Source organism: Methylocystis rosea, from assembly GCF_003855495.1.
In the GTDB taxonomy this organism is placed as follows: Bacteria; Pseudomonadota; Alphaproteobacteria; order Rhizobiales; family Beijerinckiaceae; genus Methylocystis; species Methylocystis rosea_A.
The window spans coordinates 63,831-77,321 of sequence record NZ_CP034088.1; the positions used below are offsets into that span (position 1 = coordinate 63,831).

The window sequence follows — 13,491 nt, forward strand, 5'->3', positions numbered from 1 at the left end:
GGCGCCGCTCCTCCCTCAGTACTCGCTGGGGAGGAGGATGACGCCTCCGGTCTCATAGAAGCGGATGCCCGGCTCAGGGAAGTCGGTGAAGGCGATGCGCTTGCGGTAGACGCTGCGCCCGTCGCCGTCCTCGCAGACAAGCTCGGCGGTGACGCCCGTATCGCACAAACTATCGACTCTCACCTTCGCCTTCCGGCCGCCGAGGCTGCGCCAGCTCGCGATTGATGCGCGCCGCGTTCTCTTGGTCGACGCGCCGCTGTTCTTCGTCCTGTTTCAGCACGCGCGACTGCTGCTCGCGAAGGTTCTGCATCTGCTCGCTCTGGCGGGGATCGGCGGGCATTTCGCGGCGGTTGTTGTCCTCCATGGATCGATCGGCTTCGCGCGCGCTCGCGGCCTCGGCGTGCGCGCGATAGGGCCTCTGCTCGTTCGTTTGCGCGTCATGGGCTTCTTTCGCTTCCCTGGCGCGGTAAGCCTGTTCCGTTTCGCGCGCCGCTTCGCGATCTACCCGCCCCCGAATCTCCTGTAGACGAATATCGCGCTCGGCCGCCGTCGAGGTGGGACCTTCGGCGCGGGCAGGCTCGTCTCGTTTGTCTCGCCGCTCCATCGGCGCGGCCTCGTGCCTTTCATCGGGCTGCGCCTGGCCTTCGGCAATCCGCGCGCGGTTTATTTCGATCTCGGCGCGCAGTTCGCGAATGCGATCCTGCATCTCGGGATTTGTGACTTTATAGCCATGCTCGGCGGCGAGCCGCGCAACAGTCTCCTTATAAGCGTCGCTCCCGGTGATGTTGAGCGTTTCCCACTTTTCGGACGCCACTTTGAGCGCGGCGTTGACGGAATCCGCGTTATTCCAGTCGCGAATATCGAGCTGCTTCCCATTGTCGACAAAGGCAAGGGTTTGCAGCGCGCCGGTCTCATCGTGTCGGTGGTAATGGATCTCGTCGCCCTTACGCTCGAACGTGATAATCGGCCCGAGGTCACGCGCGGGCTCCGGCTTCACGTAGCGGTCGCTCTGCACATCCGCCTTTTGCTGTTCGAGATTGGTTTGCGCGGCGATGGCTTCGTCGGCCTTGTCGAGCAGCCGACGCGACTGTTCGGCGAATTGCGCGCGCGCCTCATCGTCGGGAAGCGCCTTGTCGATTTTCGTAATCGTATCGGCCATGCCGTCGCGCGCGGCGATCATCGTTTCGGTTGTTCGCATGGGGCCTTTCTCCTCTGTGTCGGTCAACGGCGCGCGACCGCTTAGAGCGCTCTCGACGCGGTGCTGAAAATGCGCGATAGCGGCGCTCGGCGCGCTGTCCAATGGTTGGGTTAGAGCGCTGATGGCGCGGGGCACGACAAAAACCTTGCCGGGCTGCGTTCGCGAGGATTTCAGCTCGGTTACTCGAGCGGCCGGCACGTCCACATAAATTATCCGCGCGGCGACACCTGGCTTCGCATAAGCCGCAGCCGTCTCCATATCGGCGGCAAACAGCGCGCCGCGTCGATCGCCGCCGCTGTCGAGACGATAAAGGCGCACGGCGCCCGGCGCTGGCGGCGGCGATCGAGGCGGCGACAGGGCGGCGACGTTCCGCCATTGGCGGGCGGCATCCTGCGCGCGCCGCCGGCCTTCCTCGCGCGTCGGTCTGTGAATTTCACGGTTCTTCACACGCTCGACGCGCCGGCGAACAGTCGCCGGCGCAATCCCGCGCTCCATCATCTTCACGTCTTTGAGCTTGTAGGCTGGCGCGTGCGCCTGGTCGAACCGCCGGACATTCTCCATGGCGATCCCGCGGGCGCGGGCTTCGGCCGCGAGCGTGTCGCGCCAGCGCGCAAAATCCTGAATTTTTGGGTCGAGCCGCTTGCCGTCGTCCCGGACAAGTCGAACCGCCGCATGCACATGAATATGCTCTCGGTTCGTATGCATCACGAAAACATACTCATGTCCGGCAAACGCGCGCGCCAGGGTCGCCCGCGCGGCGTCCATAAACGCCGCTTTGTCCGTGCCGGGCTTGGCGCTCAAAATGACATGCGCAAAGTCGCGCGGCGCGCTCGATCGCATATGCGGCCGCCAGGATTTGGCGATTTCCAGGCTGACATTGGCCTCACGCGACGCGGCGCGCGGTGGGCGGTTCGGCAGCTCGCGCGCGAGGCGCTCGGCTTCATCTTTGAGCACACGGCCGTCCGGCCCAAATACCTCGATCTCACCGCCGCGGGTAAGTCGAGCCAGCGCCGTCGTGGCGCCCTCGACCCCATGCGCCCATTTCGGGTCGGTAAATTCGGCGTCCCGGCCGAATGCGCCCTCCAACCGATCGCGCAAACCGTCAATCGACCGCTGATTGTCGTAGATCCGGTGAAGCCGGCCGCCCGCATTGCGCTCGCGACTCGCGGCCGTCATGACGATGTCGACGCGGCTATGCGCGCCATGCTGCGAAAGCCGCCATGCATAGTGATGGCCGCGAAGAGCCTCCGTAAGCGCGTCTTGCGCCTGCGTTGCCTCCAGCCTGCGGTCGAACCGCATTGCGAACTGCAGCACGTCGTTGGACGGCGCGCGGCCATCTTCGGCGCGCCACGTGGCGGCGAAGTCGGCGACGGAGCGCTGCCCGGTGATCATCAACCCATCATGGCGCTCCAGCGTCAGTTCGCCCTTGTCGCTCTGATAGTTCAGAAGCGATTTCGCCCGTGCCGCGCCAGAACCGAAACTCGCGATCTTGACGACCGCCGCCTGCGAGCCGGCCGCAAGATTAGCCTTCGCGATCAAGGCGGACCGCACGGATGCGATCGCTGCGCCCGTCGCCGGCGCGCGGCCGCCCAGTGCCGGCGATGAGGGTCGCGCCGTTTGCGCAACCGCGGCGGGCGCACGCGCCGAGACGTCGGTCTGCGAAACGCTGCCCTTCGCTGCGACCGCGCGCTTCACGCGCAATTCATCGTCGGCCCGGGACTTCTCGCCTGGCGCCGGCGCGCGCGGCCCTGTGTCCGGCCGCTCGTCGTGTCGGGGCCGGGGCGCCGCGCGCGAGCTGTTGGCTGTTTGCGCGCGGTAACGCTCAGCCGATTGCACCGCAGCCGCAAGATCGTCCAGCGCCGCCCGATTCTTCGCCGCAAGACGACGCTGCAAGCCTTCCGTCAGAATCGAAAGATCAAGCGCCGCGAGAGTCGTCATGAGGCGCAGTCCTTCTCGATCGCCGTCTCGGCGCGTCTCCGCGCTCGATACGTCAATGACGCGTAGAGCGCGTCGAGCGTCCGCATGATCCCATGCGCTTCGATAAGCCACGCGCGCACATTCTCTCCCGGGAAAGCGTTGCCCGCGTTCATATGATGAACGGCTTGATTGAGATTAACGCCGATCGCGCGCAGCTGTCGCGTCAATTCGACGACTTCGACGCGTCCTTCGCCGTCAAACGTCGGCCCCATGTCGCTGGCCGCGCGAACCATGCGACGCAGCGCTTCTGTTGTCGTCAGATTCCTCGCTTCGCAGAATGACAGAAACGCCGCCGCCTCCGTCTCATCGACGCGGAAACCGATAAATCGCGTCTTGCGCCGATCGTAATGTCGCTTGTCCGCCATTCGTCGATCGTCCTTAGCGTCCGGTTTGCCTTTGGCAAACTGCCGGACGCGAACATGGCCGGCGCGGCGAGCGCACATACAGATTTTGTTTCACAAAATCCCTATCCTGCCACTCATCACCACTCTTCGCTTTGTATACGGCAAAACCCTCATTTTCTCAACGTTTTTCGAGGCTTTGTGCGGTTTTCAAAGCAGTCTCGGAACACTCTCAGCGCACTATCAAGAGAGTCTCACGAGGCTCTTAGATCAACATCGAAAGCGTCTCACACACAGAGACCCAGCGGACTCGCATAAAATTCTCACCGTCGCATCAGGCGCATATTAGCTCGATCTCCAAGATGCTCTCGCATCGTTGTCATAAAGGTCTTGCGTAAGGAAGGGAGTGGGTCTAAATAGTTGCCATTTTATTAGAGGCTCGCATGAAGCTCACCGGTGAGGACCTGCAGCGTCTGAAGGAGGGGATTAACGCGCTGAAGCCGAACCGTCGGCTCACGCTGCGCGAACAAATTGGCGCGATCTATGGGCCTTTGATGAAGGCGAAAGGCCGCGGACTGACGAATGCTCAACTTCTCGATTACCTCAGAGAGCAGGGCATTATGATTTCGGCTCCCTCGCTATTTCGGGTGCTGAGACAGCTTGCCGAACAAAAGGCCCGGCGCGGCTCTAAGCGGGGAAGCCATCCCTTCCGCGCGAATGGGAAAATGCGGGTGCCTACGTCATCGGAAATTACAAGGCCCGTATCCACCGGGACCATCGAGTCTGAACCTGTGCCGCGCGCGTCGTCCTTCCGCGTGCGTCGCGACCGCGATGAAATCTAGGAGATCGGCGAATGGATAAGGCGATTTACATGATCGGCGGCAGCAAGGGCGGTGTCGGCAAGTCCATGGTGACAATGGCGCTCATCCATTTTCTCACGGCGCGCGGCGAGGCGGTTGTCGTGGTCGATGCCGACACGTCAAATCCTGACGTCATGCAGAACTATGAGAAAGAGATCCCGTGCGAGGGTGTCAATCTGGACGATGCCGACGGCTGGATTCGGCTCGTCAATCTCTGTGACGAAAACGCGGACAAGACCGTTATCGTCAATACGGCGGCGCGCAACAACCAGGGGGTAGGGGCCTACGGCGTCACGCTGAGCGGCACCCTCGATGAACTGAAGCGGCGCCTGGTGACCTTGTGGGTCGTCAATCGTCAACGGGACTCCTTGGAGCTATTGCAGGATTTTCTCGAAGCGATCCCCAATTCGACCGTTCACGTCGTCAAGAACGGCTACTTCGGCGCGGATGAGAAGTTCGAGCTCTATAACGGCTCGAAGACGCGCAAAGCGATCGAGGGGAGGGGCGGCAAGAGCATCCTCTTTCCAGATATGGCGGACCGTGTGAGCGATGACCTCTACAGCAAGCGCCTCAGCATTCGAAAGGCGCTCGCCGATATGCCGATCGGCAATCGCGCCGAATTGAAACGTTGGCTCGCGCAGGTCGATGGCGTCTTTTCGGCGGTCGTGCCGAATGGCTGATGGCATGGAAGCCCACGACGCGACCGGCTTTGAAAAGCTGATCGGCCGGACGGCGACGGAAACAGAACGCCGACAGCTTCGTCGTGTGAAGGAAGTTCTCGGGCTTCGCGACAATGACGCGCTGTGGCTCGTCATCTTCGCGCTTCAATATTACGACAGCCTCTATCGCCAGTTCCCGAAGGCGATTGCCACCGAGGCGGCGGCCATCATGACGCGCACGCGCGAGACGGCGGACGCGCAAATGCGCGCCGGGGTCGAACAGGCCAAGGCCGACCTCGCCCGCGCCGTCGCGCTCGCGGCGCAAGACGTCGCGCGAGACGTGGCGCGACGGCAGGCGACGCAGTGGCTCGCCTATGGGATGGCGGTTGGCGCGGCCCTCGTCGTCACCGGAATCGCGATTGGGCGCGCGCTGGCGCCGTAAGAGGCGCCCCGGCTGTCATCGACAACGGGTTGCAGGGATGCGAACTCGACAGGGATGATGACCGAGGCCAGTCCGTACACCGTCGCTATTTTCCCGCCGCCGGCCTCCAGCCTGCCGCTGTCGCTTCCGCCACGGAGCAGAACATACGTTCTTCGGCGCCCGTGATGGTGACGCGGGCGTAGTCGCGACTGCCGGGTACGTGGAAGATTTTCTTGCCCTTGCGGTTGACGTTGCCCTTGATGGCGCAGTCCTTGGACGGCGTCGGCGCGTCCTTTGACGCCGGCTCGGCGTAAGCGGCAGAGTTGGGAAGCGGCCGGGAAACATTCCATAGCTGCTGGAAGCGCGCCTCGAAGGACTTCGCCGCAGACGGGTCGTGTAGAACGACGAGATCATTATCCTGCTGCCTGAGCCCGGAGGCCGACAGGTTGGCCGATCCCGACCGAAGAAGGCGCCCATCGACGGCATAGGACTTCAGGTGCATGTATGCGCCCGCCGGTTTCATCCGGACATCGTCGGCAATGGAGCGAAGCCGGTCGAGCGCGTGCTGCTGGCCTGGGTCTAGGACGATGCGGAGGGCGACCCCGCGCCGGCGCGCCTCGATCAACGCGTCGACGACGGCCCAGTCCGTGAGCGAGTAGACCGCCATGTCGATCTTCGCGCGCGCCAAGCGGATCAGGTCGACGTCGATGCGCTCAAGGTTTTCATCAGGCGCGTAGTGGATTTCCACATCGCCGGCGCGCACGGGCAAGAAGCCGATGCCGCAGAGGAGGGAAGCGCCAACAACGATCCGAAACCAGCGCCGGTGGATCACTGCCACTGGCTCCAGATGATAAAAATGAGGACGACGATGGCCGAGCCGATCGATGTGAATACAACCCGCCAGTTATAGCGCTCGCGGAATGGAAGCTGCCGCCAGCGCGCTTCCTCGTCGTCTTCTCGGTTTTGTTGTCCTCGCCAATCCATTGACGTATCCTTTGACGAGCAGATCCCGACCCGCCTCCACACGACGAAGTCACAATGGCAGGCGTGTTGTGGGAGCGGCAAGTCAGGACGACGGCTCCAATTTGTCACCGAAATCCAAAATATTTTCGCTGCACGCGGTCAACCATCTTCATCGCCTTCTTGCTCAACCGACGCAGCGCCACCCAGCGCGTCATAGCGACGCGACGCCAACCACTGAAGACGCAAGGCCTGTGTCAGCAATACGCGTCGTAATCCACCCTGGACCTTTCGCTCGGAGATCACCTGAGCAAGCCGCGAAATAATGAGCGCTCTTCGAGCGATCCGAAAATCGGGATGTGATCGGAGCTCGTAAACGCGATCGGAAACGATTCTCGCGCGCAAAGATCGGGGCGCTTCGACGACGAGCGACCCAGGCGGTGGATCCTTCTCGTTCAGGATCGCTTTGAACTCTGACCGATCAACCGCGCGCTGCGTGATCAATCGCTCCAAAGCATCCAGGTGCTTGCGCGCGTCAGCATCCTTGCCACTTGTCTCCTGATATTGTGGCAGCGGCCAGACCTCGATTTCGAGCACTTCGAACGGGTCAAGCACTGACATGGCAACAGCATCAGTGCGTTGATTGGTCAGGTGACGACGAATGCGCGTGCGTAGCATCTCATTCGTCTGCCCAACATAGATCGGTTCGCCGTCATAATCGAAGAAGGCGTAGACGCCCCATTTGTAATTCCCGACACGGCGAGTCTGCCCCACGGCCTCTTCGAACGATGTATCCAGAAACCTCGCCAGATTGGCTCGCAGATCCTCAGTCTCGAACGGTGGAAAGTTTATGAAATCGGGATCGCGACGAGGAGCGGGCTCGTTCGGATTAGGCATGTCGGATCGCCGTCATGTCGGAGGAATGCTCCACCACGCCTCCTCGTTCGATCGTCGTGCGCCGCATCGTCTCATCGCCGAGCGAGGCGATTTCGAAGCTGACATGATTAATCTCGTTATCGCGACCTCCAAAGCAGGAATGGAATGCAGCGAGGAGTTCGACGGTCAGCAGTGATTGCGCGCCGACTTTCGGCGCCTCAGCAGAGGGTATGGAAGACGGGAAAAGATAGATGCACGGCGGCGGCGCACAGAAAGGACCGATCACTGTCGTTCTGGCATCGCTCTCACCCAACAGCTTCGGACAGGCGCGTCCGATCGTTCCACACACCATATCCCAGATGACGAGGCCATCGACGCGCTGATTGCGCGCGATGATCTGAGCGCTTATGCGCGTATGAACCCCGGACCAGGCGTTGCGCCGCGGGTCGGCGCCGACATTGGTGCACAGGCTCCAAATGATAAATTCATCTGCGCCTTCCGGGCGCTCGAAAATTTTCGAGTTGTCGCCATCCAAACAGCCTTTCAGGTCGATGATTGCCGTTCGTCTGCTTGGTAGCGTCACAACATAGTCATGCAACACGCCGCGCTTGGCGCGGTCCCAGCCCGCGATGAAGCCTCGGTCCTCCATGTGATTGAGAACATGCTGGACGAACTCCCGCTTACCTCGCATCGCTGCGGCAAACTCTCCGCGCACCTGTTGAATAGCGCCGCGGAAAATCGGCGAGGCGTAGAAGTCTTTTTCCGCAAGCCCGTGGTCGCCGAGTTTATGCGCTTGGGTCTTGAGCACTTCAGCAAATTCTGCGATCTGCTGGCGCACGCTTGGGTCCTGCTCGCAAGGAATAACGCTCACGCGGCCTTCTCCGCCGGAGCGCACACGTCGAGAAGCGGTTCAAGCAGATAGCGCGCTAAATGCCGAACGACATCGACAGCGACGCCGTCGCCCGTCAAATGGTAAGCCTCGTTGTAATTTTTTGGCAGCTTATACGCGTCATCAAGTCCCATTAATCGGGCGGTCTCCCGCGACGAAATCAGGCGCGAACGAATCTTGTTTCCATCGACGACGACGATCGTCTGGCGGCTTGAACCGCCTGCGGGCGTCCGCAGACATCCCAAGATATCGTCAAACCGAATTTCCGCCCGTTGGACCTTGACGCCATTTTCGTCGAGGCGGGTGCGCTTATAGACCCCGCCCACCATCCGACGCCCCGAACGCTTGGCGGCTTCAACCTTCGCCTTGTTGACAGGCGACATCATCGCCAAAATTTGCTTGGTTTCAGCGGCGGTATGCCAGTCGACGCTCAAAGGATTTTCTTCGATGATATCGGCGAAAGAATTCTTGCGACGCGGCGGCGTCGGTAAATTCCACCACAGCATGTTCTTCCGGGCGCGGGAGGAAACGCTGTCAACGGCTCTGCGCAATCCCAGCGTATGAAATGGCTCGATTGGCTCCGGCGACAGGAGCGACGGGTCTATCGTCACATCGTCTCTTACGCCGATCACAAACAATCGTGGCCGGGATTGCGGCACGAACAGAGAGGCGTTGATGATCAAGGCGCCGTATCGATATCCGGCTTCGCCAAAGGTCTTGCAGATCGCTTCGAAATCTCGTCCGCCGTGGGAGGTCAGCGTGCCGCAAACATTCTCGATCGCGATAATCTTCGGCGCGCGATTGTCGTCGATCAGCCCCGTGATGACATCCCAGAACGGATAGAAGGTTCCAGAGCGCTCTCCCTTCAACCCGGCTCCGCCTCCGGCCAATGATAAATCCTGGCAGGGAAACGACCCCCAAATCAGGTCGGCGTATCCTGACAGCTCATCCACGGTGACCTGGCGAACATCGCCGACCTTGAGTTCTGCGCCCGTACCCCAGTTGGCTTGATAGGCGAGACCTTTTTTGTGATCGAAATCATTCGCGAACAGACATGTCCAATCGGACCCAAGCCCTGCCCGGGCCATCCCGCCACCGGCAAAAAACTCATAAAAATTAGGCATGACGCTTCCGCTCAATGGCTTGGTCGTCGACCAGAGCATCGTCCCGTTCGAGCTTTTCCTTGATGGCCTCGGCAATCCAGGTGTTTCTGGAGACATTGCCGGGACGCGCGCTCCGCGCTTGATCGATCGCCTCGAAGGTCTCGGGTGACAACCGAAGATTGATGCGATCCAGCGGACGAATCGCCTGATTTTTTGAAGAATCGAGCATGCAGCGAAGCTGGCGCCTTTTTGGCGCCATGTCCAGCATGTTCTATATATGTTCCGAACCGACGAGATAGCATATCGAGCCCATCTCACTTTAAATTTTCTCGTTTCCAGGTGACCTCCATGCGTTGGGCTCCGCGCTCGTTCCCCGTAAAGATCCATCGCCACCTCAATGTCGCGGACTTGGCCGACATATCGCCCGAGGAGCTCGATCAAGCGGAAGAGGAGGGCGCGCTCGCAGGCAATCGCTCCTACTGCGATCTGCGGGGCTGCGGCTGGGGCGTCGTTAGCACAGCCCTCGATATCGAGACGAAAGTGATTGACCGCCTGAAGATGGCGGATGACGTCGAAGCGGAAATGTCGGCCTTCGAAGAGGAGCGCGCGACCGCATTCGACGACGAACCCGCACTCTGGGGGCTGGATGTCGGGGTCGCCTCCGCGACAATCGCGATTTCGGCCTACGGCTCAGTCCCTGTGTCCAGCTGCAACGCAGGCGCTTTTGGCGGATGCCACTCAGCGCGCTATCCTTACGTTGCCTTTTTTCTTCCAAAGGAGTTGGCGCCTGAAATCATGCGTTGCGCCGAGGCCGCCGACATTGGGCTGCTCTGCGATGAAAGCGGACTCGCGCAAATTTATGGCCAAGGAGAAATGGATCTCGTCCGTTTCGCGCAAACTGCCTGGCAAAGAAGCGCGGCTGGCGAAGAAGAGGCCCGATGATGAATGTATTTGAGCGATCAGCGGCGCGTTAGCCTTTTTCGTGATCAAGGTGGCGACACGCCGCGCCAAGCTGATGCCGACAGAGTCTCTTGCGGCGAGCAGATCGCCGCGCCGATCAATGCGCGCCAGGCTTGGGCGCCGTCTGCTGATCGCCCCGACGAGCAATCTGAAGTTGTAAATTAGTCTGCATGTGATCGAGGGGCCGCGCGCGGCCCCTCGATCGCGTTTCAGCGGGACTTCTTGCCCTGCGGCTTCGCGGCGGGCGCTTCCGTCTTCTTCGCCGGCTTGTCGGCAAGGTGCTGAATATCCTCTACCGCGAAAGTGTAGCCGAACCGGCGCTCGCCATTAGCCGCTTTCCATTCGGTCTGCTTCGGGCGCGACGTCACTTGAACCAGGTCGCCGGATTCGAGTTTTTCGCGCGCCCATTTGATGCGCGAGTCCTGCCGGGCAAAGATCGTATGTTCGATCCACTCGGGATTGTCGATCCACTCGCCATTGCCGTTCTTATAGGGGTTGTTCGAGCAGACGGTGATAACGAGATTGGCGCCGACTTCCTTGAGCTGACCGACCCGACCGACCTGAATGTGCGTGTTGAGCTGCGACATTTCTCTCTCCTATCGTTGGGCCTCGGCCCGATGCGATGGCGGTCTGAAAGCGCCGGGGTAAGGAGACCACAGAGCCGCAAGGCCGTAAGGCTGCAGCGGGCAAGCAAAGCGCTGCGCGCCGGCCGCGACGGAGAATTTTGAAAGGGCGCGCAGCGCCCATGCGCGAGGAATTGCCGCATAGCGGCAAGGGGAAAATTCTTCGGCGCAGGCGCCGACGTGGCTCCGCCGGCGCTAGACAAGCCAGTAAAGAGCAACGGGCGAAGGCCCGACATGGCAAGAGAGATCTGTGCAAAGTTCGACACACAATCAGGTCAGTCGAATTGTCCGCCGAGCCTCGGGCCTCTTCGTTCTCACACCATCGCGCAATGCCGAGAATTGGCTTGGCCATGATCGATCCCGCGTGGCCGTATCAATAATGCCATGACGCGTCGTTCAAATGGGCTGATTATGAGAAGCCCGGCGCCTATTGAGTGACGGCCCCTACGCCGCGCAAACAGTCGACGCGGCTTGGGCGCGTGCACATCCGAAGCGTAAGGAAGCGAGTAAGAGACGAAGCCATGTCGCCGCGGGATGCGCCTGTTGCGCGCAATCGAAGAATGGGCGACGTTGCGCTTTGTCCGCGACGCGGGGGCAGGCGGCTATCCAAATATTGGTCGATCTTATGCATGGTGTTGCGATGAACGAGATTGTTTTAGCGGACGCCGATAGAGAAGGTGAAACGATGACGGCGCGCGTCATACGCTATGATCGGGAGCAACGTCGCCTCGAACTGGTGGTGCCCAACACGACTGTTGTTTTTACACTTTACGGCGATGGCGAACGCTTCACGGGAGCGCTCGGCGGCCGAAGCTTCTACTGGGATGCGCCGCGCGCCGAGCCTGCGAAAAAGCGGGTGAAGCGTTAGCCCCGGGGCGCATCCCAATTGTCGTCACGAATTCGGCATTTTCAGCAGCTCCTTATAGCCCTGCTGCGTCATCCATCGTGCGCGGGCATAATGGCTGTGATAGACGCGCCGCGCACGTTCACGGTCGACGTCGGGATCAATGTTGAGGACGATCCGGCTCGCCTCCTCCCAGCCGGCGCCATCGCGCGCCGCATCGAGCAGGCGGAGATATACGATCATATGCGAGAGATCGTAGTCGGTCAGCTCGAGCGTCGTCGGCGCTACCTCTGCGACCGTGTTGGACTGATTGGGGATCACGGTTGGCCTCCGTTAAAGCGCAGCCTATGCTTTGATCGCTCATCGTAAGGCTACAGCCGCAAGGTAGCCGATAGCGCCGATATGTGGCGGCATTCAGGGTGCGCGGAGCGACAAGCGCAGCCACGCGTCGCGACGCTATGCAGCGGCTGGCGAGCGATCGGGGCAAGCTGTGCGAACGACACGCGGCTCCTGTCGCGTACAGTAATCGAACCGCGACAGAGCGCCAGGATGGATAGCGCGACCGACTTGGTGGTCGCGAGGGGAGGTTCACGTGACAGGGAGCGAAAAGCGGAATGGGTGTTGGTCTCGTCCCGGCCGGAAATCTACGCGAGCGCATGAATGGCCATAGTCCCCGATGCGAGCGTAGAGACGCCAAAGGGCTATTACCCGGCCCGCCTTTCGGAAAATTGCGACCTCTGGTCCGAGTGAGCATAGCGACGGCGCGCCGCGCGCCGACACGAGGCCAGTGCGAGCCCGACAGGCGGGCGCTGTGATCGGCGCCGTAGCCGAGCCAACACGGATAGTGCTTGAATTCGCGCACACAATCATGCAGGCGTATCTCGTCGCACGTGAATTACGAAAATTAAACAACGATCAATGCCGGCTTTTCACCTGAACAGCAAGCGTTTGGCGAAAGATATCAACGACGCCTTGTTCGATACTCTTCTCGAAGGTCTGGTGCTTTGCAGCCGCTGTGCGACCGTCCTCAACGGAATGGTTCATGGCGCGCAACGCAATCTCCAAGCCTTCCCGTTTTGAGGTCGCCTGGATGCCCGACGTGTCGGCCGCAGCTGATTACGCGGCGTTTTCTTCACCCCCATCAGTCCGGCTTAAGAGGTCGAAAACGTTGGCGACGACGTCCACGCCGTAAATCGTCTTGCCGTCCTTCTCATAGGATGTTTCAGCAACGCGACATTCGGCGTAGATCGGCGCGCCCTTCCTGACATTCTTCAACACGAAAGCCGAGTCGCGCTCATTCAAGACGGTGACCGTAACCCAGTCGGTCTTCTCAATGCGCTCGCGCGATTTCTTGTCGGTCCAACTCCGGTTCGTCGCCACGCTGATCTTGGCGATTTTGCCATCATCGAACCCCTTGGGCTCTTGCCCAACATAGCCTCGTAGGATGAAAAGATTGGTTGTTCTCATTGCGTCTCTCCAATCATGCGAACTGATCATCGTCCGATTTCCACGACGGAAATGCCGCGCGCCGGTTAGCATTTTATTAGAAGCATGGCGATAATGTGATTGTCTCGAACAGGGATTTTGGCATTAACATAAAGCCGCGCGCAGCGGCAGGCTTCGTGCGCTCAGCCTGCGGGAAGTCAAACACGAACCCTTTGCCTCGACGCCGCCGCAAGGTCGGTCAAGAGGAAAGGCGCCGCCGGCGCCGATGCGAGGATGCTCGGTCGATCAGGGCTCGGCCCAAACGCGGCACGATCAAGCTGAGAAGGGACACGGC

At 60.8% G+C, this 13,491-nt stretch carries 18 protein-coding genes; 6 read left to right on the forward strand and 12 right to left on the reverse strand.

The window, feature by feature from the left end:
• Positions 1-15: 15 nt before the first annotated feature.
• The 3 genes from EHO51_RS20650 to mobC are packed head-to-tail and all read right to left on the reverse strand — an operon-like array spanning position 16 to position 3,540.
• The gene (locus EHO51_RS20650; RefSeq protein WP_164479494.1) at positions 16-183 is read right to left on the reverse strand and encodes a DUF6876 family protein; all 168 of its coding nucleotides are present in this window, start codon (positions 181-183) and stop codon (positions 16-18) included.
• A complete protein-coding gene (locus EHO51_RS19655; protein ID WP_124740533.1) occupies positions 170-3,136 on the reverse strand; it encodes an LPD7 domain-containing protein in 2,967 nt (988 codons plus the stop codon). Before EHO51_RS19655 ends, EHO51_RS20650 begins: the two co-directional genes overlap by 14 nt.
• A complete protein-coding gene (mobC, locus tag EHO51_RS19660; protein ID WP_164479495.1) occupies positions 3,133-3,540 on the reverse strand; it encodes a plasmid mobilization relaxosome protein MobC in 408 nt (135 codons plus the stop codon). The genes EHO51_RS19655 and mobC overlap by 4 nt, the downstream gene beginning before the upstream one ends.
• Before the next feature lie 419 nt (positions 3,541-3,959).
• Between mobC and EHO51_RS19665 the strand changes: the two genes are divergently transcribed.
• From EHO51_RS19665 to EHO51_RS19675, 3 genes are read left to right on the forward strand one after another with little or no spacing between them, the layout of a single operon-like run.
• Positions 3,960-4,358: a hypothetical protein gene (locus EHO51_RS19665; RefSeq protein WP_124740535.1), complete on the forward strand. Its 399-nt coding sequence runs from the start codon at positions 3,960-3,962 to the stop codon at positions 4,356-4,358.
• Positions 4,359-4,369: 11 nt separating this feature from the next.
• Positions 4,370-5,056: a P-loop NTPase gene (locus tag EHO51_RS19670; RefSeq protein ID WP_124740536.1), complete on the forward strand. Its 687-nt coding sequence runs from the start codon at positions 4,370-4,372 to the stop codon at positions 5,054-5,056.
• A 4-nt stretch (positions 5,057-5,060) separates the two neighbouring features.
• Positions 5,061-5,477, forward strand: coding sequence for a hypothetical protein (locus tag EHO51_RS19675; RefSeq protein ID WP_124740537.1), 417 nt, complete (start codon positions 5,061-5,063; stop codon positions 5,475-5,477).
• 85 nt (positions 5,478-5,562) lie between these two features.
• On the opposite strand, the gene EHO51_RS19680 is transcribed toward EHO51_RS19675, so the two are convergent.
• From EHO51_RS19680 to EHO51_RS19700, 6 genes are all read right to left on the reverse strand, one after another.
• Positions 5,563-6,294 carry a phospholipase D-like domain-containing protein gene (locus EHO51_RS19680; RefSeq protein WP_245435135.1) on the reverse strand — a complete coding sequence of 244 codons (732 nt, stop codon included), beginning with the start codon at positions 6,292-6,294 and terminating at the stop codon, positions 5,563-5,565.
• The gene (locus EHO51_RS20655; protein WP_164479496.1) at positions 6,285-6,440 is read right to left on the reverse strand and encodes a hypothetical protein; all 156 of its coding nucleotides are present in this window, start codon (positions 6,438-6,440) and stop codon (positions 6,285-6,287) included. Before EHO51_RS20655 ends, EHO51_RS19680 begins: the two co-directional genes overlap by 10 nt.
• A 138-nt stretch (positions 6,441-6,578) precedes the next feature.
• Positions 6,579-7,313, reverse strand: a complete 735-nt coding sequence (locus EHO51_RS19685) for a GIY-YIG nuclease family protein (RefSeq protein WP_124740538.1) — start codon at positions 7,311-7,313, stop codon at positions 6,579-6,581.
• Positions 7,306-8,163, reverse strand: coding sequence for a hypothetical protein (locus EHO51_RS19690; protein WP_124740539.1), 858 nt, complete (start codon positions 8,161-8,163; stop codon positions 7,306-7,308). The genes EHO51_RS19685 and EHO51_RS19690 overlap by 8 nt, the downstream gene beginning before the upstream one ends.
• Complete coding sequence (locus EHO51_RS19695; RefSeq protein ID WP_124740540.1) at positions 8,160-9,305, reverse strand: DNA cytosine methyltransferase; 1,146 nt, start codon at positions 9,303-9,305, stop codon at positions 8,160-8,162. The genes EHO51_RS19690 and EHO51_RS19695 overlap by 4 nt, the downstream gene beginning before the upstream one ends.
• On the reverse strand, positions 9,298-9,552 hold the full coding sequence (locus EHO51_RS19700; RefSeq protein WP_348629953.1) for a hypothetical protein: 255 nt from the start codon (positions 9,550-9,552) through the stop codon (positions 9,298-9,300). The genes EHO51_RS19695 and EHO51_RS19700 overlap by 8 nt, the downstream gene beginning before the upstream one ends.
• 80 nt (positions 9,553-9,632) lie before the next feature.
• Between EHO51_RS19700 and EHO51_RS19705 the strand changes: the two genes are divergently transcribed.
• Positions 9,633-10,226, forward strand: coding sequence for a hypothetical protein (locus EHO51_RS19705; protein ID WP_124740541.1), 594 nt, complete (start codon positions 9,633-9,635; stop codon positions 10,224-10,226).
• A 227-nt stretch (positions 10,227-10,453) separates the two neighbouring features.
• On the opposite strand, the gene EHO51_RS19710 is transcribed toward EHO51_RS19705, so the two are convergent.
• A complete protein-coding gene (locus EHO51_RS19710) occupies positions 10,454-10,831 on the reverse strand; it encodes a single-stranded DNA-binding protein (protein ID WP_124740542.1) in 378 nt (125 codons plus the stop codon).
• A 649-nt stretch (positions 10,832-11,480) separates the two neighbouring features.
• On the opposite strand from EHO51_RS19710, the gene EHO51_RS19715 reads away from it, so the two are divergent.
• A complete protein-coding gene (locus EHO51_RS19715; protein WP_124740543.1) occupies positions 11,481-11,735 on the forward strand; it encodes a hypothetical protein in 255 nt (84 codons plus the stop codon).
• A gap of 24 nt (positions 11,736-11,759) precedes the next feature.
• Here EHO51_RS19715 and EHO51_RS19720 read toward each other — a convergent pair whose 3' ends face one another.
• Complete coding sequence (locus tag EHO51_RS19720) at positions 11,760-12,032, reverse strand: DNA -binding domain-containing protein (protein ID WP_124740544.1); 273 nt, start codon at positions 12,030-12,032, stop codon at positions 11,760-11,762.
• 597 nt (positions 12,033-12,629) lie between these two features.
• Here EHO51_RS19720 and EHO51_RS20660 point away from each other — a divergent pair.
• A complete protein-coding gene (locus EHO51_RS20660) occupies positions 12,630-12,791 on the forward strand; it encodes a hypothetical protein (RefSeq protein ID WP_154454021.1) in 162 nt (53 codons plus the stop codon).
• A 36-nt stretch (positions 12,792-12,827) separates the two neighbouring features.
• On the opposite strand, the gene EHO51_RS19725 is transcribed toward EHO51_RS20660, so the two are convergent.
• On the reverse strand, positions 12,828-13,178 hold the full coding sequence (locus EHO51_RS19725; protein ID WP_124740545.1) for a single-stranded DNA-binding protein: 351 nt from the start codon (positions 13,176-13,178) through the stop codon (positions 12,828-12,830).
• Positions 13,179-13,491 lie beyond the last annotated feature (313 nt).

Bases quoted from the DNA above. Each gene is read 5' to 3' on its own strand.
- EHO51_RS19655 (WP_124740533.1), bottom strand. From the start codon at position 3,136: ATGACGACTCTCGCGGCGCTTGATCTTTCGATTCTGACGGAAGGCTTG.
- mobC (WP_164479495.1), bottom strand. From the start codon at position 3,540: ATGGCGGACAAGCGACATTACGATCGGCGCAAGACGCGATTTATCGGT.
- EHO51_RS19665 (WP_124740535.1), top strand. From the start codon at position 3,960: ATGAAGCTCACCGGTGAGGACCTGCAGCGTCTGAAGGAGGGGATTAAC.
- EHO51_RS19670 (WP_124740536.1), top strand. From the start codon at position 4,370: ATGGATAAGGCGATTTACATGATCGGCGGCAGCAAGGGCGGTGTCGGC.
- EHO51_RS19675 (WP_124740537.1), top strand. From the start codon at position 5,061: ATGGAAGCCCACGACGCGACCGGCTTTGAAAAGCTGATCGGCCGGACG.
- EHO51_RS20655 (WP_164479496.1), bottom strand. From the start codon at position 6,440: ATGGATTGGCGAGGACAACAAAACCGAGAAGACGACGAGGAAGCGCGC.
- EHO51_RS19685 (WP_124740538.1), bottom strand. From the start codon at position 7,313: ATGCCTAATCCGAACGAGCCCGCTCCTCGTCGCGATCCCGATTTCATA.
- EHO51_RS19695 (WP_124740540.1), bottom strand. From the start codon at position 9,305: ATGCCTAATTTTTATGAGTTTTTTGCCGGTGGCGGGATGGCCCGGGCA.
- EHO51_RS19700 (WP_348629953.1), bottom strand. From the start codon at position 9,552: ATGCTGGACATGGCGCCAAAAAGGCGCCAGCTTCGCTGCATGCTCGAT.
- EHO51_RS19705 (WP_124740541.1), top strand. From the start codon at position 9,633: ATGCGTTGGGCTCCGCGCTCGTTCCCCGTAAAGATCCATCGCCACCTC.
- EHO51_RS19710 (WP_124740542.1), bottom strand. From the start codon at position 10,831: ATGTCGCAGCTCAACACGCACATTCAGGTCGGTCGGGTCGGTCAGCTC.
- EHO51_RS20660 (WP_154454021.1), top strand. From the start codon at position 12,630: ATGCCGGCTTTTCACCTGAACAGCAAGCGTTTGGCGAAAGATATCAAC.
- EHO51_RS19725 (WP_124740545.1), bottom strand. From the start codon at position 13,178: ATGAGAACAACCAATCTTTTCATCCTACGAGGCTATGTTGGGCAAGAG.